This window comes from Hymenobacter metallilatus (assembly GCF_003944705.1).
In the GTDB taxonomy this organism is placed as follows: Bacteria; Bacteroidota; Bacteroidia; order Cytophagales; family Hymenobacteraceae; genus Hymenobacter; species Hymenobacter metallilatus.
Window position 1 is genome coordinate 52,249 of record NZ_RWIS01000003.1, and the last position, 21,798, is coordinate 74,046.

The 21,798-nt window shown below is 58.3% G+C and carries 23 protein-coding genes; 19 read left to right on the plus strand and 4 right to left on the minus strand.

Annotated features, from left to right (window positions below; all coding sequences use genetic code 11):
* Positions 1-3: 3 nt before the first annotated feature.
* The 19 genes from rplR (at position 4) to EI290_RS05855 (ending at position 13,546) form a co-directional block, all read left to right on the plus strand.
* Positions 4-354 carry a 50S ribosomal protein L18 gene (gene rplR / locus EI290_RS05765; protein WP_044003239.1) on the plus strand — a complete coding sequence of 117 codons (351 nt, stop codon included), beginning with the start codon at positions 4-6 and terminating at the stop codon, positions 352-354.
* Positions 355-360: 6 nt separating this feature from the next.
* Positions 361-969, plus strand: coding sequence for a 30S ribosomal protein S5 (rpsE, locus tag EI290_RS05770; RefSeq protein ID WP_246008866.1), 609 nt, complete (start codon positions 361-363; stop codon positions 967-969).
* A 6-nt stretch (positions 970-975) separates the two neighbouring features.
* Positions 976-1,155 (plus strand): 50S ribosomal protein L30, encoded by a 180-nt coding sequence (gene rpmD / locus EI290_RS05775; RefSeq protein WP_044003237.1) that lies wholly within the window; start codon positions 976-978, stop codon positions 1,153-1,155.
* A 13-nt stretch (positions 1,156-1,168) separates the two neighbouring features.
* The gene (rplO, locus tag EI290_RS05780; RefSeq protein WP_125427653.1) at positions 1,169-1,612 is read left to right on the plus strand and encodes a 50S ribosomal protein L15; all 444 of its coding nucleotides are present in this window, start codon (positions 1,169-1,171) and stop codon (positions 1,610-1,612) included.
* Positions 1,613-1,624: 12 nt separating this feature from the next.
* Positions 1,625-2,941 (plus strand): preprotein translocase subunit SecY, encoded by a 1,317-nt coding sequence (gene secY / locus EI290_RS05785; protein ID WP_125427655.1) that lies wholly within the window; start codon positions 1,625-1,627, stop codon positions 2,939-2,941.
* 1 nt (position 2,942) lies between these two features.
* Entirely contained in the window at positions 2,943-3,713 is a 771-nt protein-coding gene (gene map, locus EI290_RS05790) for a type I methionyl aminopeptidase (protein WP_125427657.1), read from the plus strand.
* 4 nt (positions 3,714-3,717) lie between these two features.
* Positions 3,718-3,936 (plus strand): translation initiation factor IF-1, encoded by a 219-nt coding sequence (gene infA, locus EI290_RS05795; RefSeq protein ID WP_022822146.1) that lies wholly within the window; start codon positions 3,718-3,720, stop codon positions 3,934-3,936.
* Between the two features lie 9 nt (positions 3,937-3,945).
* Positions 3,946-4,062: a 50S ribosomal protein L36 gene (rpmJ, locus tag EI290_RS05800; protein ID WP_044003233.1), complete on the plus strand. Its 117-nt coding sequence runs from the start codon at positions 3,946-3,948 to the stop codon at positions 4,060-4,062.
* A gap of 27 nt (positions 4,063-4,089) precedes the next feature.
* The gene (gene rpsM / locus EI290_RS05805) at positions 4,090-4,467 is read left to right on the plus strand and encodes a 30S ribosomal protein S13 (protein ID WP_045688471.1); all 378 of its coding nucleotides are present in this window, start codon (positions 4,090-4,092) and stop codon (positions 4,465-4,467) included.
* 154 nt (positions 4,468-4,621) lie between these two features.
* On the plus strand, positions 4,622-5,014 hold the full coding sequence (rpsK, locus tag EI290_RS05810) for a 30S ribosomal protein S11 (RefSeq protein ID WP_044003231.1): 393 nt from the start codon (positions 4,622-4,624) through the stop codon (positions 5,012-5,014).
* A 124-nt stretch (positions 5,015-5,138) separates the two neighbouring features.
* Complete coding sequence (rpsD, locus tag EI290_RS05815; protein WP_125417677.1) at positions 5,139-5,744, plus strand: 30S ribosomal protein S4; 606 nt, start codon at positions 5,139-5,141, stop codon at positions 5,742-5,744.
* Positions 5,745-5,884: 140 nt separating this feature from the next.
* The gene (locus EI290_RS05820) at positions 5,885-6,874 is read left to right on the plus strand and encodes a DNA-directed RNA polymerase subunit alpha (RefSeq protein ID WP_125427659.1); all 990 of its coding nucleotides are present in this window, start codon (positions 5,885-5,887) and stop codon (positions 6,872-6,874) included.
* 218 nt (positions 6,875-7,092) lie between these two features.
* Entirely contained in the window at positions 7,093-7,701 is a 609-nt protein-coding gene (gene rplQ / locus EI290_RS05825) for a 50S ribosomal protein L17 (protein WP_125427661.1), read from the plus strand.
* Between the two features lie 189 nt (positions 7,702-7,890).
* Positions 7,891-9,177 (plus strand): erythromycin esterase family protein, encoded by a 1,287-nt coding sequence (locus tag EI290_RS05830; RefSeq protein ID WP_125427663.1) that lies wholly within the window; start codon positions 7,891-7,893, stop codon positions 9,175-9,177.
* A 51-nt stretch (positions 9,178-9,228) separates the two neighbouring features.
* Positions 9,229-10,260, plus strand: a complete 1,032-nt coding sequence (locus tag EI290_RS05835) for a sensor histidine kinase (RefSeq protein WP_125427664.1) — start codon at positions 9,229-9,231, stop codon at positions 10,258-10,260.
* 20 nt (positions 10,261-10,280) lie between these two features.
* Positions 10,281-11,069, plus strand: a complete 789-nt coding sequence (locus EI290_RS05840; protein ID WP_125427665.1) for a LytR/AlgR family response regulator transcription factor — start codon at positions 10,281-10,283, stop codon at positions 11,067-11,069.
* Positions 11,070-11,234: 165 nt separating this feature from the next.
* Positions 11,235-12,506, plus strand: a complete 1,272-nt coding sequence (gene eno, locus EI290_RS05845; RefSeq protein ID WP_125427673.1) for a phosphopyruvate hydratase — start codon at positions 11,235-11,237, stop codon at positions 12,504-12,506.
* Positions 12,507-12,750: 244 nt separating this feature from the next.
* Positions 12,751-13,065, plus strand: coding sequence for an FtsB family cell division protein (locus EI290_RS05850; RefSeq protein WP_125427675.1), 315 nt, complete (start codon positions 12,751-12,753; stop codon positions 13,063-13,065).
* A 91-nt stretch (positions 13,066-13,156) separates the two neighbouring features.
* Positions 13,157-13,546: a hypothetical protein gene (locus EI290_RS05855; protein ID WP_125427677.1), complete on the plus strand. Its 390-nt coding sequence runs from the start codon at positions 13,157-13,159 to the stop codon at positions 13,544-13,546.
* A gap of 64 nt (positions 13,547-13,610) precedes the next feature.
* Here EI290_RS05855 and EI290_RS05860 read toward each other — a convergent pair whose 3' ends face one another.
* From EI290_RS05860 to hscA, 4 genes are all read right to left on the minus strand, one after another.
* A complete protein-coding gene (locus tag EI290_RS05860; RefSeq protein ID WP_246008867.1) occupies positions 13,611-14,972 on the minus strand; it encodes a RagB/SusD family nutrient uptake outer membrane protein in 1,362 nt (453 codons plus the stop codon).
* Between the two features lie 27 nt (positions 14,973-14,999).
* On the minus strand, positions 15,000-18,071 hold the full coding sequence (locus EI290_RS05865; RefSeq protein ID WP_125427679.1) for a SusC/RagA family TonB-linked outer membrane protein: 3,072 nt from the start codon (positions 18,069-18,071) through the stop codon (positions 15,000-15,002).
* A 112-nt stretch (positions 18,072-18,183) separates the two neighbouring features.
* On the minus strand, positions 18,184-19,395 hold the full coding sequence (locus EI290_RS05870) for an anhydro-N-acetylmuramic acid kinase (RefSeq protein ID WP_125427681.1): 1,212 nt from the start codon (positions 19,393-19,395) through the stop codon (positions 18,184-18,186).
* A gap of 190 nt (positions 19,396-19,585) precedes the next feature.
* Positions 19,586-21,448: a Fe-S protein assembly chaperone HscA gene (gene hscA, locus EI290_RS05875; protein ID WP_125427683.1), complete on the minus strand. Its 1,863-nt coding sequence runs from the start codon at positions 21,446-21,448 to the stop codon at positions 19,586-19,588.
* Positions 21,449-21,798: the final 350 nt, after the last annotated feature.

Sequence of the window (21,798 nt, forward strand, 5' to 3'; positions counted from 1 at the left end):
ACCATGGCTTTCGATAAAGCAACTAGAAGAAAACGGATCCAGCGCATCATCCGCACTAAGGTGGCTGGCACGTCCGAGCGTCCACGTTTGTCGGTGTTCCGCAGCAATACGGGCATTTATGCTCAGATTATTGACGACACCACCGGCCACACGCTGGCGTCTGCTTCCTCGAAGCACGTATCGGTGGAAGGGGGCAACGGAGTCGCCCTCGCTGCCGCAGTCGGCAAAGAACTTGCTGCCCGTGCTACAGGAAAAGGAATTTCGAAAGTGGTATTTGACCGTTCCGGTTACCTCTACCACGGCCGCGTAAAATCATTGGCAGAAGGAGCCCGCGAAGGCGGCCTCAATTTCTAAATCATCATGGCAGAATTTAACAACGGCCCACGTGGTGGCAACGGCGACAACCGTGGCGGTGGTAATGACCGTCGTGGTGGTGGCAATGACCGTCGCGGCGGCAATGACCGGAAGGAAGAGTCACGCACTGGCGACTCCGATTTGAAAGAAAAAGTGGTTGCTATCAACCGCGTGGCCAAAGTAGTAAAAGGCGGTCGTCGCTTCAGCTTCTCGGCTATTGTGGTAGTTGGTGACGGCAATGGCACCGTAGGTTACGGCTTGGGCAAAGCCAACGAAGTAACTGACGCCATTGCCAAAGGCATTGACGACGCGAAGAAAAACCTGGTGAAGGTACCGCTGTACAAGCACACGGTTCCTCACATCATGGAAGGCAAATACTCCGGCGGCTTCGTGCTGGTTCAGCCGGCTGCTGCTGGTACAGGTGTAATTGCTGGCGGTGCCATGCGTGCCGTATTCGAAAGCGCTGGTATTAAAGACGTACTGGCCAAGTCGAAAGGTTCGTCGAACCCCCACAACGTGGTAAAGGCTACTTTCGATGCCCTGCTGAAAATGCGTGACCCCATGCAAATCGCACAGGCTCGCGGCATTACTCTCTCCCAAGTTTTTAACGGTTAAGAGCAGATGGCGCAGATCCAAATCAAACTCGTAAAAAGCGTTATTGACCGCCCCGAGCGTCAGAAGCGCACTGTGCAGGCCCTGGGCCTCGGCAAAATGGGCAGCACCAAAAGCGTGGAGAACACGCCTCAGGTTGCTGGCATGATTAACGCCGTTAAGCACTTGTTGGAAGTAACCGAACTCTAGGAATCTCCCGAAAATGAATCTCAGCAATCTCCAACCCGCCGCTGGTGCCACGCGCAACGAAAAGCGCATTGGCCGTGGTACGGGTTCCGGCCGCGGCGGCACGTCGACGCGTGGTCACAAAGGTGCCAAGTCCCGTTCGGGTTACTCCAAGAAGTCGGGCTTCGAAGGTGGTCAGATGCCTCTGCAGCGCCGCGTACCTAAATTTGGTTTCAAGAACATCAACCGTGTAGAGTACAAAGCCATCAACTTGGATGTTCTGGCTGCTCTGACGGAGAATGGTGCTTCCACTTTGGATGCCGCCTTCTTCGTAACGGCTGGTCTGGCTTCGAAGAACGCCAAGATTAAAGTGCTAGGCCGTGGTGAAATCACCAAGGCATTGGAAGTACATGCTCATGCTTTCTCCAAATCGGCTGTTGAAGCCATTGAGAAGGCTGGTGGCAAAGCTGTGACGCTGTAAGCCTGACTGGCAATGAACAAGTTCATCACCACGATTAAGAACATTTTTGCTATTGAAGATCTGCGTATGCGGATCTTCAATACGCTTTTTTTCATTGCCATCTACCGGCTGGGTTCTTACGTGGTGCTCCCCGGCGTCGACCCAAATCGGTTGAAGCAGGAGGGGGCTACTGGTGTGTTGGGTATCTTAGATACTCTACTCGGCGGTGCATTCAGTCATGCTTCAATTTTCGCGCTGGGCATCATGCCCTATATTTCCGCGTCGATTGTCCTGCAACTGCTCACAATTGCCGTTCCTTACTTCCAGAAGCTCCAGAAGGAAGGGGAATCAGGACGTAAGAAGATCAACCAGTATACTCGTATTCTCACCATTCCCATTGTAGCTCTACAATCCGTAGGGTTTATAGCTACAATTAATGCGGAGGCCATCGTAAATCCTGGCGTGTTCTTCACCATCTCTACCGCTATGATTGTTACAGCAGGTACGCTGTTCTGCATGTGGTTGGGGGAGAAGATTACCGACAAAGGTATCGGCAACGGCATTTCCATGATTATCATGATTGGAATTGTGTCGCGCCTGCCTGGTGCGCTGATTGGCGAAGGACAAGCACGGGGTATGAATGGGGCGCTTCTCTTCCTGATTGAGCTGGTTCTGCTGTTTGTAGTTGTAATGGCAGTTATTATTCTCACGCAGGCAGTTCGCCAGATTCCTGTTCAATACGCTAAGCAAATTGGCGGTGCTGCAAGTCTCAGCTCACAGCGGCAGTATATTCCGATGAAGGTAAATGCGGCTGGTGTAATGCCAATCATCTTTGCCCAGTCACTCATGTTTGTGCCGGCTATTGCTGCTTCGGCATGGAATAAGAATAGTGATACCGCTACGCTCATTGGTACTTGGTTCCAACCGAATCACTGGGTGTACAATGTGGTGTTTGGGCTGTTAATCATCATCTTCACCTACTTCTACACTGCCATCAGTGTCAATCCTAATCAGATTGCCGACGACTTGAAGCGTAGTGGGGGATTCATTCCGGGTGTAAAACCTGGTCGTGATACCTCTGAGTATATCGATGATGTGCTAACTCGTATCACGCTTCCAGGAGCGGTTGCTCTGGCCGTAATTGCCATCCTGCCTTCGCTGGCTACGGTAGCTGGCGTTACTCGTCCATTCGCCCAATTCTATGGCGGCACTTCTCTGATCATTATGGTGGGGGTTGTACTAGATACCATGAACCAGGTGAAAAGCTACCTGCTCATGCGTCACTACGATGGCATGATGAAAACTGGTAAGGTGCGGGGACGGTCGCAAAACATTGCCCTCGCTTCGTAAGATGATTGTTTACAAAACCGAGGAGGAAATTGAGTTAATTCGGGCAAGTGCGAAAGTGCTTGCCCAAGCTCACGGTGAGGTAGCCAAACTCGTTCGGGAAGGAGTTATGACGCTAGAGCTGGACAAGCGGGCGGAAGAATTCATCCGGGATAATGGAGGTAAGCCTTCGTTTAAAGGGTATAGAGGATTTGAGTACAGCCTCTGCATCTCCCCGAATTCAGTAGTGGTGCACGGTTTTCCGGGCGACTATACACTGAAAAGCGGAGATGTTGTTTCCATCGACTGCGGAGTTGAACTCAACGGTTACCATGCCGACAGTGCATACACCCACCCGGTAGGGGAGGTAGCACCCGAGGTTCTTCAGTTGCTGGAGGAAACGAAAAAGTCGTTGTACCTGGGCATTGAACAGGCAGTGGCCGGTAACCGAATGGGCGACATAAGCTATGCTATTCAGAACCACGTTGAGAAACAGGGGTATGGCGTAGTACGGGAACTGGTCGGCCACGGTATTGGAAAAAAGCTGCATGAGCGGCCTGATGTTCCAAACTTTGGCAAGCGCGGAGCAGGTCTGAAACTGCAGAGCGGCTTAGTACTTGCCATTGAGCCTATGGTAAACTTGGGTACCAAAAGTATTTTTTTAGAAAAAGACGGTTGGACCTTTCGAACCAAAGACCTGAAGCCATCGGCTCATTTTGAACATACCGTAGTAATTCGCAAAGACAAGGCGGAAATCCTCACCTCCTTCGAATACATAGAAAAAGCCTTACAGTAGCCTTATGGCCAAACAAACTTCCATTGAGCAGGACGGTGTCATCCTGGAAGCCTTATCCAATGCCATGTTCCGCGTGGAGCTGGAAAATGGTCACCAGTTGATTGCCCACATTTCGGGCAAGATGCGGATGCACTACATCAAGATCCTGCCGGGAGATAAGGTAAAACTCGAAATGTCGCCCTACGATTTGTCGAAGGGACGCATTGTGTACCGTTACAAATAACCCGACGACATGAAAGTCAAAACCTCCGTAAAGAAGCGTAGCGTTGATTGCAAAATCATCCGCCGCAAAGGCAAGCTCTACGTGATCAACAAAAAGAACCCGCGCTATAAGCAGCGCCAGGGCTAGTAGCACCAGACCTTTTTACAAAAGCACATGGCTCGTATTGCAGGGGTAGATATCCCAGACAACAAGCGCGGCGAAATCGCGCTGACCTACATTTTCGGCATTGGCCGTCCTTCTGCCCAGCAGATCCTCACCAAAGCAGGCGTTGACCTGAACAAGAAGGTGAAAGACTGGACTGAAGCCGAAGCCGGTGAAATCCGCGGCGTGATTGCCGCCGAGTATAAGACCGAAGGTGTGCTGCGCTCAGAAGTGCAGTTGAACATCAAGCGCCTGATGGACATCGGTTGCTACCGGGGTCTGCGTCACCGCAAAGGTCTGCCGGTTCGTGGTCAGCGTACCAAGAACAACTCCCGCACCCGTAAGGGCAAGCGGAAGACCGTTGCTGGCAAGAAAAAGGCTACTAAATAATCTGTAGCGGGAATCGGCCTGCGGTGAATTAAAAATTGAGAATTAAAAATTAAAAATTTTGGTTGCGGGTAAACTTACTCGCTCTTGTAATTTTTAATTCTCAATTTTTAATTGATTTCAGCCAACACCTTCCGCAGTTTTTTGCGATAACCAAATGGCACAAAAAAGAAAAGACAAAGCCAAAAAGCGCGTTGTCGTTGTAGAACCCGTAGGTCAGGTACACATCAAGGCCTCGTTCAACAACATCATCATCTCCATTACCAACAACAACGGCCAGGTAATTTCCTGGGCATCGGCTGGTAAAATGGGCTTCCGCGGTTCGAAAAAGAACACGCCTTACGCCGCTCAAATGGCTATGACGGATTGCGGCAAAGTTGCTCACGACCTGGGCATGCGCAAAGCCGAAGTATTCGTGAAGGGTCCGGGTGCTGGTCGTGAATCGGCCATCCGTACGCTGGGTAACGTGGGTATTGAGGTAACGACCATTAAGGACGTGACGCCGCTGCCCCACAACGGCTGCCGTCCTCCCAAACGTCGTCGCGTTTGATTTATTGAACCTGTTCGCCTGGCGGACTTCCTGAGCCGGTTGCTGCAGCTGCTTCTCCCCCTTGCGAAGCCTGTTTCTGCCCGGTTCGAACGGTTCAACCCCCTCAACCCTCAACAACTCCGAAATGGCACGTTATACTGGTCCTAAAACCAAGATTGCCCGTCGCTTTAATGAGCCGATCTTCGGCCCAAGCAAGGCACTCACCAAAAAAGCATACCCTCCCGGCCAGCACGGCCGTGGCCGTCGTAAGAAGCAGAGCGAGTACGCTGTCCAGCTGATGGAAAAGCAGAAAGTGAAGTACATGTACGGCGTACTGGAAAAGCAGTTCGAGAACCTGTTCCACAAGGCTGCCACGATGCCCGGCATCACCGGCGACAACCTGCTGGGCCTGCTCGAGTCGCGCCTCGACAACACGGTGTACCGTTTGGGCATTGCTCCGACGCGCCGGGCTGCTCGTCAGCTCGTTTTGCACAAGCACATCACCGTGAACGGTGAGATTGTAAACATTGCTTCGTACAAACTGCGCGCTGGTGACGTTGTTGCCGTACGTGAGAAGTCGAAGTCGCTGGAGGCCATCACTACGAGCCTGAGCGCCCGCAACGCGCGTGCTTTCTCGTGGCTGGAGTGGGACGGCAAAGAAATGGTGGGCAAATTTATCAGTGCCCCCTCGCGTGAGCTGATTCCGGAGAAAATCACGGAGCAGCTTATCGTCGAGTTGTACTCGAAGTAATTTTTGGAACGGCCCGGCAGTCCGGGCCGTTTCTCTGCTTCGACCTTTTTACATGGATTCAGGTATTGGGTATTGGGTATTGGGACATTTTGTCTAACTACCTAATACCTTTTACTCAATACTAACAAACCGCCCCACTTATGTCAATCTTAGCTTTTCAAATGCCGGAGAAGGTGGTAATGGAGAAATCCGACGACTTCTACGGAACGTTTGAATTCAAACCGCTGGAGAAAGGCTACGGCGTCACGATCGGCAACGCTCTGCGCCGCATCCTGCTGTCGTCGCTGGAGGGCTATGCCATCACGTCGGTTCGCACCAACAGCGTTCTGCATGAGTTCATGACTATTGAAGGTGTGATTGAGGACATGTCCGAAATCATTCTGAACCTGAAACAGGTTCGTTTCAAGAAAGTGAGCGACGCCATCGAGGATAAAATCACGGTGCGCGTGAAAGGCCAAGACACCTTCTCGGCTGGCGACATCAACAAGTTTACGACCGGTTTCCAGGTACTAAACCCGGAGCTGGTTATCTGCAACGTGGACCCCAGCACCGAGCTGGAATTTGAATTCACGATTCAGAAAGGCCGTGGTTACGTTCCCGCCGAGGAGAACAAGCCGGCTGATCAGGTTTTCGGTCAGATTGCCATTGATGCCATCTTCACGCCCATCAAGAATGTGAAGTATAGCATTGAGAACACCCGCGTGGAGCAGAAGACGGACTATGAGAAGCTCGTTATTGAGATTCACACCGACGGCTCAATTCACCCGGAGGACGCGCTGAAAGGCGCTGCCAACATCCTGATTCAGCACTTCATGCTGTTCTCGGACAGCACTATGACCTTCGAAACGGTGAAAGCCGAAGAGGAGGAAACTGTGGACGAAGAGACGCTGCACATGCGTAAGGTGCTGAAGACGCCGCTGGCGGATATGGACCTGAGCGTGCGCGCTTACAACTGCCTCAAAGCCGCCGATATCAAAACCCTCGGCGACTTGGTGCAGCTGGACATGGCCGACATGATGAAGTTCCGCAACTTTGGTAAGAAGTCGCTGACGGAGCTGGAAAACCTGGTAGAGGAAAAGGGTTTAACCTTCGGGATGGACCTGAGCCGCTACAAGCTCGACGAAGAATAGGCGTTGGCCTGCTAATGTGCTGCTGCTGAATTGGTGCATTCCTGCACAATTTCGCAGCAGCACATTTTTTTTGCCTGGGTATTTCCTACCTTTGCACCCCCATCACACTTTTAACTTAGTAGGCCCGGAGGGGTAACGGTTCTAATGTGAGGACAGCTAGCTAGTCAGGCTGTTTTCCGCCGTGGTCGTTGCCCGCAAGCCTACATATTCTCTTTTTTATGCGTCACGGTAAAACCATCAACCACCTGGGCCGCACGGCCTCGCACCGCAACGCCATGTTGTCGAACATGGCCTCGTCGCTGATTCTGCACAAGCGCATCACCACGACGGTTGCCAAAGCCAAGGCACTGCGCAAGTTTGTAGAGCCTCTGCTCACCAAGTCCAAGAACGATACCACGCACTCGCGTCGTCTGGTGTTCTCAGAACTGGGCAACAAAGACGTGCTGAAAGAGCTGTTCGGCACGGTATCGGCTAAAATTGCTGGCCGTCCTGGTGGTTACACCCGGATCATCAAGCTGAGCCAGAACCGTCTGGGTGACAACGCTGAATTGTGCATTATTGAGCTGGTGGACTTCAATGACACCCTGCTGGAAGCCAAAAATGCTGGTGAAGCCAAGGCTACTACCACGCGCCGTTCGCGCCGTGGCGGCAGCAAAAAAGCTGCTGGCGACGTTACCACCGAAGCTGGTACCTCGGCTGAAGTAGTTGCTGAAGCAAAGCCCGCTAAGAAGGCTAAAGCTGCTACCACGGAGGTTTCGGCCCCCGAGGATACAGCCACCGAAACACTGAAAGACGGCGAAACCCGCGAGGAGAAAGCCGCTGAGTAGTTGCTTTGGTAAGCGCCAAGCTTACGTTTTGAAAGGGGCTGCGCCAGATGGCGCAGCCCCTTTCTATTTTACTTTGCTGGCCGTTTTGCTCGATTCAATGGTTCTAACAGTGGATTGGAAAGAATGGCATGAGGGAAGAGAGGCAGAAAGGAGTGATTTGAGGTAATCAACCACTTATTCTTCCTGATTATGCTGTACTCTCTCTCCGCATTCCGACTAGCCGCGCTGACGCTTGCGGCCCATTGCTGTCTGGTGGGCGCCACCCGGGCGCAGGATACCAGGCCGGACACGGCGCTATTCGTGGGCGTGCCGCAGGCTACGGTGTCGCTCGGACAGCCGACAACGTTTCCGGCGTTTGAGGCCGGTTTTTACGACAATCAGCTGTTTCTGCTGGGAGAAGCCCACGGCACGGAGCGCCCCCAGGAAATTGACCTGGCCTTGCTGCAACATCTGAACCAGCGGGCGGGAGTACGGACGTACGTGGGAGAGGTGGACTGTGCCAAAGCCTATTTCCTGAACGAGTACCTGCGTACCGGGAAGGAAGCAACCCTGGACCTGATATTTCGCAGCTGGCAGGCCGACGGGTCGCAGTGGGCCAATACGGCGATGCGCGCCAAGTTCCAGCGACTGCGCAGCTGGAATCAGACGCTGCCAGCCAAGCGGCGGGTGCGGGTGCTGGGGCTTGATCAGTTGCAGGATTTACCGCTGGCGGCCGAGTATCTGCACATACTGACGCGGGGGCTGGCATTACCGTCGGCCGTGCGGCTGCCGCTCGACTCGGTAGCCATGGCGTTGCAACGGGCGGATGGTAGGGCAGCGGCGGCGGGGGCTACCCGGATCATGCGCATGTTGGCAGAAAGCAAGGCTAACAACGCACTGTTCGACCTGAACCATTTGCTGCGTAACGTGGCCTATGACCGCCAAAACATGATGGTGCGGGAGCAGAACATTTTTGCCAATTTCCGGGAGCTGTATCAGGGGCTGCACCTGGAACGGGAGAAACTGTACGGCATGTGGGGGCTGGCGCACGTGTTGCAGAGCCCATTACAGAGCGGAACTACACTTTTTGCCGGGTTGGTGCGCCAGAGTAATCTGCCGGTGCGGGATAAGGTAGCGTCGTTGCTATGCGTGTTTGCCGATTGCCAGCTGCTGATGCCGACCAGCTTTCTGCCCGCCGCCTGGCAGGTTCCTGGCCAGCGGTACACCGCTACCAACAAATTCAACCACGACGGCCCCCTAACGCAAATTGCAGGATTGGACGAGCTGAAGCGCCGCACGCGGCCGGGTAGTACTACTATCTTCCAGCTCAACGCTCCGGCGGCCCCCACGAACCGGCAGCCCATCCGGGTGACGTACGCGCCGGGTATTCCGGCTGGCCAGCAGGTCCGGTTTCGGGCCGACTTGCCGGCTACGGCATATGTGCAGTACCTGGTGCTGGTGCGCGACTCACCGGCCCTTGCGCCCTTGGTGCCCTAGCGGACACCATGCGGGGGGAACTGGTATCTTGCCCACTCTGACTACGTAACTATGAAACTTACTGGGATGCGCCAGTGGGGCACCGGCTCCGATGCAAAGCTAATAGGGGGTTACTGGGCGGTGGTGGGGCCGGTGCTGCTGCTGCAATACGTGGCCGATACGGGCTGGGGCTGGTGGCGGGTGCTGCCGGTGCTGGCCGTGACGGTGCTGCTGGATACGACTATGGTGGCGGTGCTGGTGGAATGGTTTCTGCCCCTGTTCCTGAGCCGGAGCTGGTGGCGTGGCCTGTTGCAGCTGCCGTTGCTACTGCTGCTGAGCGGCAGCCTGTACCTGCTGTTATACGGAAGTCTGCTGGGACGCGGCATCGACTTGTCGGGGGCACGCATAGTGCTGGGGGTGGTGGCCCACGCCAAAAGCTATGGGCTGCTGGCCGTGCTGCTCACCGGTAAGCGGTACGTAGAGCTGCAACAAACCCTGCTGCGTACCCGCCAGGCCCAGACGGAAAGCGAGCTTCGCAATCTGAAAGCCCAACTCGACCCGCATTTCCTGTTCAACAACCTTAACGTACTGCGCGGCCTGATTCAGCACGACCCGGCGGAGGCCCACGAGTTTCTGAACCGCTTTGCCGCGCTGTACCGCTTTCTGATCCGCTACAAGGAAGAGGATGTGGTGCCGCTGAGCGAAGAGCTGCAATTTGTGCGGGAATACATCTATTTGCTGCGGCATCGTTTCGGGGCGGCCTATAGCTTCCGGGAGGAAATAGCCGATACTGTAGGTTTGCCGCGGGGGCTGGTGGTACCGGGGACGCTGCAACTGCTGGTGGAAAATGCCATCAAGCACAACGCCGGCGACGAAGAGAACCCGCTGCTCATCACCATTATGATAACGGAGGCGGCCCTGACGGTTGCGCACCCTCGCCGGCCCAAGCTCACCGCCGTGGAGTCGATGGGGACGGGACTGGCTAACCTGCGGGAGCGGTACCGCCTGCTGCTGGGCCGCAACATTGAGGTGGAGCAAAGCCCCGCCCACTTTACTGTAACGGTACCAGTTGTACCACCAGGCCGAATGGGGGCGGCAGCTTAGCAGCGTAATTGACAACCCACATGGATATTCTGATTCTGGAAGATGAGGAGCTGGCCGCCCGCCAAACGGTAGAGTTTCTGCGGCAGGCCGGGGCGGTGGCTGAAGCTGCCCCGCCCGTGCTGCGGAGCGTGGAAAAAGCGCTGGCCTGGTTGCAAACCAACCCCATGCCCGACCTGATTTTCTCCGATATTGAGTTACTGGATGGCAACGTATTCCTACTGTACGAGCGGTTTGCAGTGACCTGTCCCATTATTTTCACTACGGCCTACGACCAGTTTCTGCTGCCCGCCTTTCGTGGCAACGGCATTGCCTATTTGCTCAAGCCTTTCACCTACGAGCAGTTTCGGGAAGCACTGGCCAAGTATCAGGGCCTGAAAACCAGCCTGGGCAACTCCGGTCCGGCCCCGGCGCTGTCGCCGGAAGTACTCCACGAGCTGAGCCAGGCCCTGCGGCAAAACAGCCAGCCCCAGTACAAGCAGCGGTTTTCGGTGCGGATGCGCAACGGCCTGTACGTGCTCCCGGTGGAAGAAGTGGCGTATATGCAGGCCGATGAAGGCGTGGTATTCGCGGTAGACCGCACCGGTAGCCGCTACCCGCTGCAAGGCACGCTCACGGAGCTGGAGCGGCAGCTTGACCCCACCCGCTTTGGGCGGCTGAATCGCTCGGAGCTGGTTAATATTGCCTTCGTAGAGAAAAGTGAGGCCTACTTCAACAACCGCCTGGCCGTAACGCTGCGCGGGTTGCCGGGCACACCGCTTCTTACCAGCACTGCCCAGACCCCGGAATTTCGCCGCTGGCTGGAAGGGTAGTGCGCTATGCGCTTTTTTCGGTGCTGGCTTGGCAACTGCCGGATTTCGCACTGGGCAAAAACGACCAATTGAGTACCTTGCCCCCGCAACGCGGTACCGCGGCCCGGCGGGCCGGAGTGCAGCGGGGCACGGCGTTGTATTCCTTACTCAACCAACCTCTTTCACATGAGCATTATCACCGAAATTCACGCTCGTCAGATTTTCGATTCGCGCGGCAACCCGACCGTTGAGGTAGACGTGACCACCGAAAGCGGCACTGTGGGCCGCGCGGCCGTGCCTTCGGGAGCCAGCACCGGCAAACACGAAGCCGTGGAGCTGCGCGACGACGACAAAGCCAAGTACATGGGCAAGGGCGTGCTGAAGGCGGTGGAAAACGTGAATACCAAAATTGCCGAAGAGCTGGTGGGCTTCTCGGTGTTCGAGCAGGGTTTGCTCGATAAGATTATGCTGGAGCTGGATGGTACGCCCAACAAGGCCAACCTGGGGGCCAATGCCATTCTGGGGGCTTCGCTGGCCATTGCCCGCGCCGCTGCCGCCGAGGCCGGTATGCCGCTCTACCGCTACGTGGGGGGCGTGAATGCCACCACGCTGCCGGTGCCTATGATGAACATCCTGAACGGGGGCTCGCACGCCGACAACAGCATCGACTTCCAGGAATTCATGATTATGCCGGTGGGCGCTCCTTCGTTTTCGGAGGCGCTGCGCTGGGGCACGGAAATCTTCCACCACCTCAAAAACGTGCTCAAGAAGCAGGGCTTCAGCACCAACGTGGGCGACGAGGGCGGTTTTGCGCCCAACATCAAATCCAACGAAGACGCTATCAAGATTGTGTTGCAGGCCATTGAGACGGCCGGCTACAAGCCCGGCGACGACGTGATGATTGCCATGGACGCGGCGGCTTCGGAGTTCTATTCCGATGGCCACTACCACTTCAAGAAGAGCACCGGCGACAAGCTGACTTCCTCGGAAATGGTAAGCTACTGGACCGACTGGACCAAGAAGTACCCCATCATCAGCATTGAGGATGGCATGGACGAGGACGACTGGACGGGCTGGAAAAACCTGACTGACAGCATTGGCAGCACCACCCAACTGGTGGGCGACGACCTGTTTGTGACCAACGTAAACCGCTTGCAGCGTGGTATTGATGAGAAGATTGCCAACGCCATTCTCATCAAGGTAAACCAGATTGGCACCCTGTCGGAGACGATTGACGCCATCAACCTGGGCCGCCGCAATGGGTACAAGAGCATCATGAGCCACCGCTCGGGCGAAACGGAGGATAACACCATTGCCGACCTGGCCGTGGCCCTGAACACCGGCCAGATCAAGACTGGCTCGGCCTCGCGCTCCGACCGCATGGCCAAGTACAACCAACTGCTCCGCATTGAGGAAGAGCTGGGCGAAGTGGCTTATTTCCCCGGCCGCAAAATGTAAATCACGGATTTAGACGGATTTTTCGGATTACGCGGATTCCGTGTGCGAAACGGCACCGTTGCTTTCGGGCGACGGTGCCGTTTGTATTTCCGAAATGGTGCAGGTTGATGCATGAGGCCGGCTACGGGTGTGTAGTAGCGGCGGGTAGGGGAAGATGAGGACGGAATGCGGGGAATACCAGATATTTGTTGAGGTGACGCCAGCATCTGCGTCATCTGCGAAAAATCAGCGTAATCGGTGACTTATGAGTGCTTCGGAACTAGTTGAGCGGGTACCACGCTTTTTGCGCAGCTTTTATTTTCTGGCGGGGCTGGCTTTCCTGGTGTGGATGTTCCTGTTTGATGCCAACGACTTCATCAAGCAGTACGATATGTACGCCAAGTGGAAGGAGTTGAATACGGACAAGGAGTATTACCTGCGCGAAATTGATAAGGTGAAGAAGGACCGCGCGGAGCTGCTGAGTAGCCCGGAGCTGCTGGAGAAATTTGCCCGCGAAAAGTACATTATGAAGCGTCCTGGGGAGGATGTATTTGTGCTGGTACCACAGGAGAAAGAATAACCCTCCCTTAGCTGGCGTGGTACTTGCAGCGCAGCCAATTATGCAGACACACTTTTTGCGAACAATCGGCTGGTTGCTGCTACTGTTATTCATGCTGGCAGAACCGGCCCAGGCCCAGGCGGTAAAATCGTCGCAGGTACAGGTGGCGCGGCAGTTTCTGCTGGCGGTGCTGGCCGGCAACTGGGAGGGGGCCTATCAGCTGCTGAGCCCCGTTACCCAACGGCAAATGCCGCTGCCGGCGTTTCGGGCGGCCACTCAGCCTATCATCGACCAGGCCCGGACCTACGGCCCCGTTATCGACCTGTACAAGCTGGGGTACCGGTTGCGGGAGGAAGAAACCATTCAGCCCTTTGTCGGCTTCACCTACCGCGCCGACAGCTTGCGCCCCGGGCCGCACGTGCAGCTTGATGTGACATTTCAGGACTCCGCAGCCCGGCAGATTCAGGGTTTCAGCATCATTCCCCTGCGGATAAGTAAGTAGATGCACAATGCAAAAGGCCGCTATCCATAAGGAAGCGGCCTTTTTTGGCTGATGTGGTACCGGTTTAAATGGCTGGGTCGGCGGGCGTGTTGGAGTTGTTCACGCGCTCCTGTTGGGGGTAGGGGTAGAAGTTGCGGGTCCGTTCCGTGAGGCTGGTAGGCGGAGCAGGGCGGCCGAAGCGGCGGCTGTCGTCGAGGCGCAGACCGGAGAGGTAGAGCTCGGCGCTGCGCTGCTTGTACACTTCCAGGAGCAGATCGGGCACCGTAACCGGGCCGCTGTAGGCAGGCAGGTTGGCGTGCACGCCCCAGGGGTCGCCGCTGGCCTGGGTACGCACCGCGTTGATATCGAGGAGGGCGGCGGCGGTATTGGGCGTGGCGGCGCGCAGGTTGGCCTCGGCCCGGATCAGGCGCATCTCATCGGGCAGGTAGGCCGGTATTGGGCTGTTGATAGTGCCGAAGAAGCCCGCCAGAGTGCGGATGTTGTCGGTGCTGCCGTTGTTGGCATCCACTACCACTGGGCCGGTGAGGTAAAACGCCAGGCGGCCGTCCCCGGCTTCTACCAGGCTGGCGGGGAGGCCAAACCGGTCACGAGGGCGGAAATTGGTGCCGGGCAGGGCCGTGAACTGGTACACCGGGTTGGGGTTCTGGGCCGAGTAAGTGAAACCCGAGCGCACCGTTAGGGTTACCTGGTTGGCAGCCGTGAGGGCGGCGGCGTAGTTGCCGGCCATCAGGTTGAAGCGCGCCCGGTAGGCCTGCACGGTGTTGAGCAGGCTGAAGTCGGTTCCCAGTACCTGCGTAGTGAACTCCGCAGAGGGTGGGTTGGCAGTCAGCTCCTGCACAGCCTGATCGAGCAGACTAATGGCCTGCCCCAGCAACTGCTGCCGCGGCACGAAGCCCGGAGCCGTGCCCGTGGTCAACGGGCCCTGCTCAAAGCCCAGCGCCACGCCGGCCAGAGCCGCCGCCTTGAATAAGTACGCATGGGCCAGCACCCCACTACGGGCCGGCGCATCGGCCGCCAGCACGGTGGGGGCGGCAGCAATAAGGCGGTCGGCCACGCCAACTACGCGGTAGTTACGGGCAAACAGGGCGGACGTGTTGGCGTTGCTGGGGGAGAGGTTGGCGCCGCCCTGCTCCAGTTCGGTAACGTTGAAAAACGTGGTAATGCCCTTTACCTCGCGGCTGCTGGTACCGGTGGTCAGGATAATGGGCTCCAGGGCCGCCGTGGAGTAGAGTTGGCGCAGGCCCACGCTCAGGGCGAATACGCCTTCCCGCGTGGTCAGGGTCTGCTCGTCGGTGGCGGCGTTGGGGTTGGGCAGATCGAGCTGGCAGGCACCCAGCAGGCCCAGGCCGCTGAGCAGCAGCAGCGCCAAGCCGCGCCGCGCCCCAGCCGGCAAGCAGGATGATGGGCGGAGGAATCGGAAATTCATATCGAGAGGAAGTAAAAGCCGGAAAAATTAGAATGACGCATTCAGGCCCACCGACAAGGTGCGGGGAATGGGTACTTCCACGAAATCGAAGCCGCGCACGGCGTTGCTCTGGCCCGCAGCGCTAACCTCCGGGTCGTAGCCGGAGTAATCGGTGAACACCCAGAGGTTGCGGCCCGATACCGAAACGCGCAGATCTTTCAGGCCCAGTAGCTTCGGGCGCAGCAGGTAGCTGACGGAAGCCTCGCGCAGCTTCACAAAAGAGCCATCCTCAATCCAGACATCAAACGTGTTGTAGGTGGCCGTGCTGCTGCCCTTGGGTACTTCGCCGCGCAACTCCCGCTCGTAGCGGGCCAGGCCCCCGAAAATGTCGCGGGAGCCCACGCGCTGGGTGAAGTTGAACACGTCGAAGCCCTGCTGGGTGTCAAACTGCACCCGCAAGGTGAGGCGGCTGTCGAGCAGGCTGACTTCGTTGATGAGGGAGGCCACAAAATCGGGGTTTGGGTCGCCCAGCACCCCGTTCACCAGGTTGCCGGAGGGCTGGCCGTCGGCGGCGCGCAGGGGCGTGTTGGGCGCCCCGAAAGTACCCTGAATGCCCCGCTCGCGTTGGGGCAGGCCAGCCGGCGTGAGCAGCAGCGAGCCATCGGGGTTGCGGGCGGAGTAGGTGCCGTAGTAAGTTCCCAAGGGCTGGCCCTCCACCGCCGCCACCAGCCCGAAGCCGTTGGGGAAGGTCACCAGCCCGTTCGGAATGTTGGTGATGCGGTTGCGGTTGCGCGAGTACGTGGCCGTCACGTTCCAGCGCACCGCCGCGGTTTGCACCGGTGTGGCCCGCAGCAGTAGCTCCAGGCCCTTGTTGCGCATGTTACCCACGTTGTCAAAGCGGGTGCTGAAACCGGAGCTGAAGTTCAGGTCGCGCTGGAGCAGCAAATCCTCCACCCGCTTATCGTAGTACGAAAACTCCAGGCCCAGCCGGTCCTTGATAAAGCTGGCGTCGAAGCCGGCCTCAAACTCCTTCTGCCGCTCGGGCTTGAGCTGGTCGTTGCCCTGCAGAGTGGAGGTAACCAGGCCCGGCAGCGTACCCACCGTCACCGGGTCGAAGTTGGTAAACCGGTCGTAGGGGCCGATGGCCGTGAGGTTGCCGGCCTGCCCATAGGAGGCCCGCAGCTTGAATTGGGGCACCAGTTGGGCCAGGGAACCCGCCCGCCAGAATTCCTGATCCGACAGCACGTAGGAGGCGCTCAGCTTGGGGTAGTACTGGGTCCGGACTTTAGTGCCGTACACGGAGGCTGCATCCACGCGCAACGCACCAGTCAGAAACAGCCGGTTGTAGAGCCCCACCGTCTGCTGCACAAAGGCCCCGCGAATGGTACGCTCGGTGCGGTAGTCGCCGAGGTAGCGCGGGTTCTGCACCACCGACGTACCGCTGGCCGTCGTTTGAATAACCGGGGAGAGGCCGATGGTCTGCTGCGCAGTTTGCAACGACTGCTCCGACTGCAGGGTGCCGCCCAGGGTAGTAGTACTGGCCAGCCACTCTGTAAAGTCGCGGCGGTAGCCCAGGGTCAGGTCGTTGTTGACGAGCAGGGCCGTGCGGTCGGCGCGGCGGGCCAGGCCGGTGCTATAGGTAGGAGCCGTGCTGTTGGTGGGGATGAAGCCCGTGGCCACCTGGGTGCTGGCGTCATAGCCCAGCACGTAGTCAATGGTGAAGCCAGCAAATGGCGTCAGGTTCAGCTGCGCATCCCCGATAAAACGGGAGGTGCGCTGGCGGAAGTCGAAGCGGTCCACGGCTTCCAGCGGGTTGGTGCGGGCAATGTTGGCGGCGGTGCTGGGGTAGCGGCCCGTTACCGGGTCTCGCGCCGGGTTGAGGTAGTTGTTGGCGAAAATAAAGCCCGTAAGGGCCCCGTAGGCCTCGTTGATGCCCCCGTTGGGCACTTCCCGGCTCTGGCTGAGCGTGTAGTTAGCGCCCACGCTCACGCTGGCTTTGGAGCCCAGCGTCTGCTGGAGGCGCAGCCGCCCGCCGCCCCGGTTGAAGTCGGTATTTTCCACAATACCCTGATTGCGGAAGTAGTTGCCGGAGGCGAAATACTTGGTGCCCGCCGCCCCACCGGTTACTGATACATAGTTATCGGTACCCACAGCCGTGCGGAAAATATCCTTCTGCAGGTCGTAGCGCTGCACCGGTACCTGGGTCAGGTCGGCGTTGTTGGCGGTGTTGGCAAAGCGGAAAGGGTAGTCGTTGTAGTCGAGGGTTTTGCGAATCTGGGAAGTCAGAAACTGCGAGGACACCGTTACCTGGGGCTTACCTTCCTGGCCGCGCTTGGTAAAAATCTGGACCACCCCGTTGCTGGCCCGGGAGCCGTAGATGGCCGCCGCCGCCGCGCCCTTAATCACCTCAATGCGCTCCACGTCGTTGGGGCTGATATCCACGAGGCGGTTTTGGGCGTAGCCACCCAGATCCAGCAGCTGGGGGGAGTCGTTGTTGATGATAACCCCATCAATGATGTAGAGCGGATCGGAGGAGCCGGCCACGGTGCTGGGGCCGCGCAGGCGCACGGATATGCCACCGGCCGGGTTGCCGGAGTTCTGGGTAATCTGCACCCCCGAAAACTTGCCTTGCAAAGCCTGGTCAATCTGGGTGGGCACGGCCGTGCGCAGCTCCGCCCCCGAAACCGTGGCAATAGTGTTGCCCAGCTGCTTTTTGCTGGTGGCTACCGAGGTGCCGGTTACCACTACGTCGTTCAGGCGCACCAGATCCTCGCTCAATGTCACGTCGGGTACCGTCACGGTAGGGTCAGCACCCAGGGCAACGGTACGGCGCAGGGGGGTATAGCCCACCGAGCTGATTTCCAGCTGATACGTGCCGGGAGCAAGGCCGGAAGTCAGCTCAAATGTGCCCTCGGCGTTGGAGCTGGCCCCCAGCACCGTGTTGAGCAGACGCACGGTAGCGCCGGGCAGGGCCTCGCCGCGGGCATCCACCACGCGGCCCCGGATGGTGTAGCGGGTGGTCTGGGCCGTGGCAACCTGCAGAGTACCCAGCAGCGGAACCAGCAGGGCTATACCAGCCAGATAACGTCGGTGCCCAGTGAGAGAGTAGGCGTGTGGCATAGGAAGTAGGGTAGGGGTGAAAAAGAACGGCTTGCCCCGGCCCGATTCGCGCCGATGGCAAGCCATTAAACATAGTGAAAAGAAGGATGCTTTGTACTTCCCCTAGCTGCGTTTACCCCGGAAAAGAAATCTTACCCATGCTCACGGCCGGCACCCGCTGCCGCCCGGCCCCAATGCTCACCGGCTGGCCCGCCACGGCTTCATTGGCCAGCAAGGCAAACAGGATAGCCTCCTTGGCATCGGGCAGCACGCCCAGCGCCTCGGTGGTGGCAAAGGTGCAGGCGGGCAGCTGCCGCCGCAGGGCTGCCTGCAGGGCCGGGTTATGGGCCCCGCCCCCGCTGGCGTACACCGTCAACGCCGGCTGCGCCCCGAATACCTGTCGGGCTGCCCGCGCCACGCCCACGGCGCTTAGCTCGGTAAGGGTTGCCAGCGTGTCTTCCAGGCCCAGCTGCGTGGTGTGGCTGCGCGCCTGCGCCTGTTGCAGATACGCCGGGCCGAACAGCTCCGGTCCGGTAGTTTTGGGCAGGGGGGCGGCGAAAAACGGGTGGGCCAGCAGCTCCCGCAGTAGCCCCTCGTGCACCTGGCCGGCCAGGGCCAGGCGGCCGTCCTCATCGTAGGCCAGCCTGGGGCGGTGCTGGCGCACGGTGGCATCCAGCAGGGTATTGCCGGGGCCGGTATCGGTGCTGAAGGCGGTGCTGGCATCCTGACCAGTGCGAGGAAGGTAGGTGAAGTTGGCAATGCCGCCCAGGTTGAGCAGCAGCCGCTCCTCGTGGGGGCTGCTGAGCAGCAGATAGTCACCGTAGGCAGCCAATGGTGCCCCCTCGCCGCCGCCGGCAATGTGCTTCTGCCGGAAGTCGCTGAGGGTGATAATGCCGGTGCCCACCGCCACGTGGTCCCCGTCGCCGAGCTGCAGAGTGGCGTTCAGGCCCGCAAAATCGGGATGCTGGTGCTGGTGGGCGGGGGCGTGGTACACCGTCTGGCCGTGGCTGGCTACCAGATCAACATCCGAAGCAGTTACCTGCCACTGCTTCAGGCACTGCGTAATCATGGTGGCGTGCAGGCTACCCAGCCAGGGGTTCAGCAAGGTGAGGTACTCCAGGCTTACCTGCTCGCGGGCAAATACCTCCCGGATGCGGCGGCGCACGTCGTCGGGGTAGGGTACGGTGGCAAACTGCTCCAGCTCCAGCCGCGTGCCGGCACCGTGCCCGTGCAGGCGGCACAGGGCCACATCCAGCCCATCCAGGGAAGTGCCCGACATCAGCCCGATGATGCGGCGGCTGGGTTGCTGGGCTAGGCGGTGCAGGCGGGCGAGGTGCGGATTCATGGGAACTTTATGTGCTGTTTACTGCTGCTTCGGGAACCCAATGTAACCCCAAAATGTGCTGTGTGCCTTTTAGTGCTGGCCGCCGGATGATACAATGAGATGAGCAAGCCTACGAATCGGGAATAAAAAAGCCCGACGGTCAAGGCTGACCGCCGGGCTTTTACCGGTTAATTGTGCTCAGAAATACTCGTTAGCCAATTTTTTTACCCGCCATGGCCTGGCTGATGCTGATGTTCATCACCCGCTCGGCGAAGGGGCGGGTAAGTTCTTCCAGCTCATCCACGGCTTTCAGAATGGTATCTTTTTCCTTGGTTTCGAGGGCGGCCTTCAGCTTGGTTACACCAGCCTGGGTCTGGGTAACTTCCTCGGGCGTGAGGTGCTGCCCATTTTTGGCCACGAAGCGCTCTACCTGGTACAGCATCTGCTCGGCTACGGTGCGGGCCTCAATTACCATGCGGGCGGCAATATCCTCGCGGGCGTTGGTCATGGAGTCCAGCAGCATCTGCTCCACCTGTTCATCGGTAAGGCCGTACTGGGGCTTGATTTCCACGCTCTGGCGGGTGTTGGAGCGCAGTTCAATGGCTTCCACCTTCAGAATGCCGTCGGCGTTAAGCAGGAAGTTCACATCCACTTTGGGCAGGCCGGCGGGCATGGCCGGAATGCCGCGCAGGTCGAACTCGGCCAGCTTGCGGTTTTCCTTCACCAAATCCCGCTCACCCTGGTACACCGATATTTTCAGGTTCACCTGCCCGTCTACCGAGGTGGTGTACTGGCGGCCGGCTTTGGTAGGAATTTTAGAGTTGCGCGGGATAATGGGGTCCATCAGCCCGCCCATGGTTTCAATGCCCAGCGTGAGGGGCGTCACGTCCAGCAGCAGCACGTCGCGGCGGTTGCCGGCCAGGATGTCGGCCTGAATGGCAGCTCCCAGAGCCACTACCTCGTCGGGGTTGAGCGAGTTATTGGCGGCCTGTCCAAAAAACTGGCTTACGCTGTCGTACACCAGCGGCACGCGGGTGGAACCGCCCACCAGCAGCACGGCGTCGAGCTGCTGGGGCGTGAGCTTGGCGTCGGCCAGGGCCTGGCGGCAGGCCGCCAGGGTGCGGTCCACCAGGGGCTGTACCAGCTGGTTGAACTCGGTTTTGGTGAGGCGCACCACCACGTCGTCGCCCAGGTTGCCGGCAAAGTCGTCGTGCTGGCTGAGGTAGCGCTTGGCCGATTCGGCCAGCAGGCGCAGCTCCTGCTGCAGCGGGCCGTTGCCCTGCAGGCGTCCGCCGAGGCTGTGTTGGGCGGTCCAGTGGTCAGAAATGGCGCGGTCCAGGTCGTCGCCGCCCAGGTAGGTGTCGCCGTTGGTGCTCAGCACCTCAAAAATACCCTGGTGCAGGTGCAGGATGCTGATATCGAAGGTGCCGCCGCCCAGGTCGTACACGGCTACGGTTTTCTCCTCGTCGGGCGAGAGGCCGATGCCGTAGGCCAGGGCCGCGGCGGTGGGCTCGTTCACAATGCGCAGCACCTCCAGCCCGGCCAGGCGGCCGGCGTCGCGGGTGGCTTGGCGCTGGGAGTCGTTGAAGTAGGCCGGCACCGTAATAACGGCCTTGTTCACGGGCGTTTTGAGGGCGTGCTCGGCCCGGGCGCGCAGCTCCTTCAGGATTTCCGCCGACAGCTCAATAGGGGAGTAGAACGTGTCGCCCACCCGGATTTTCACCAGGCCCTCGGAGTTGTCGTCAATCACCTTGTAGCCCAGCTCCTGCGCGTGCTGGCCCAGGTCTTTGTAGCTCTTGCCCAGCAGGCGCTTCACCGAGTAAATAGTGTTCTGCGGGTCGGTCAGCAGATATTCCTTAGCCTCGGTGCCTACAATGGGGGCGTCGCCGGTGGTGGGAAAGTGCACCACGGAGGGCACGATGGTGCCCCGGCCCTGGTCGTTGATGGCCTGGGGCTGCCGGCCGTCCGGGTGAATGTAGGCCACCAGTGAGTTGGTAGTGCCCAGGTCAATGCCTACAATAATTTCTTCTTGCTGCAGGCTCCCGGTGGAGAGGTTGATTGCGACTTTGGCCATATAGTTAGGATGCGCTATTGTGAAGCGCCGGAGAGAGGCAGAGGAATATCCCTAGTTGCTAGAACTGTTTTGGGCGCGAAAAGGCACAAAAATACGCAACAAAAGTGCGCCGGCCGGTACCCCGTCAACTCACTACCATCGGGGTGGGCAAACCTACCTACAGCAGAAGAAAAGTGCGCGTAGGGAGCCGGAGCAAGATTAGTTCCAGTGCATTCAAAAATAGGTGTATAAGATTCAGGCTATTTAAATCCGGAGGGCGCTTTAAGGCCGTAGTGTAAATCAGTTATTCGCTCTATAAGCGGCTGGCCGGCAAACTAGCCGGGCAGTCCTTCTATTCAATCCGTCGGCAG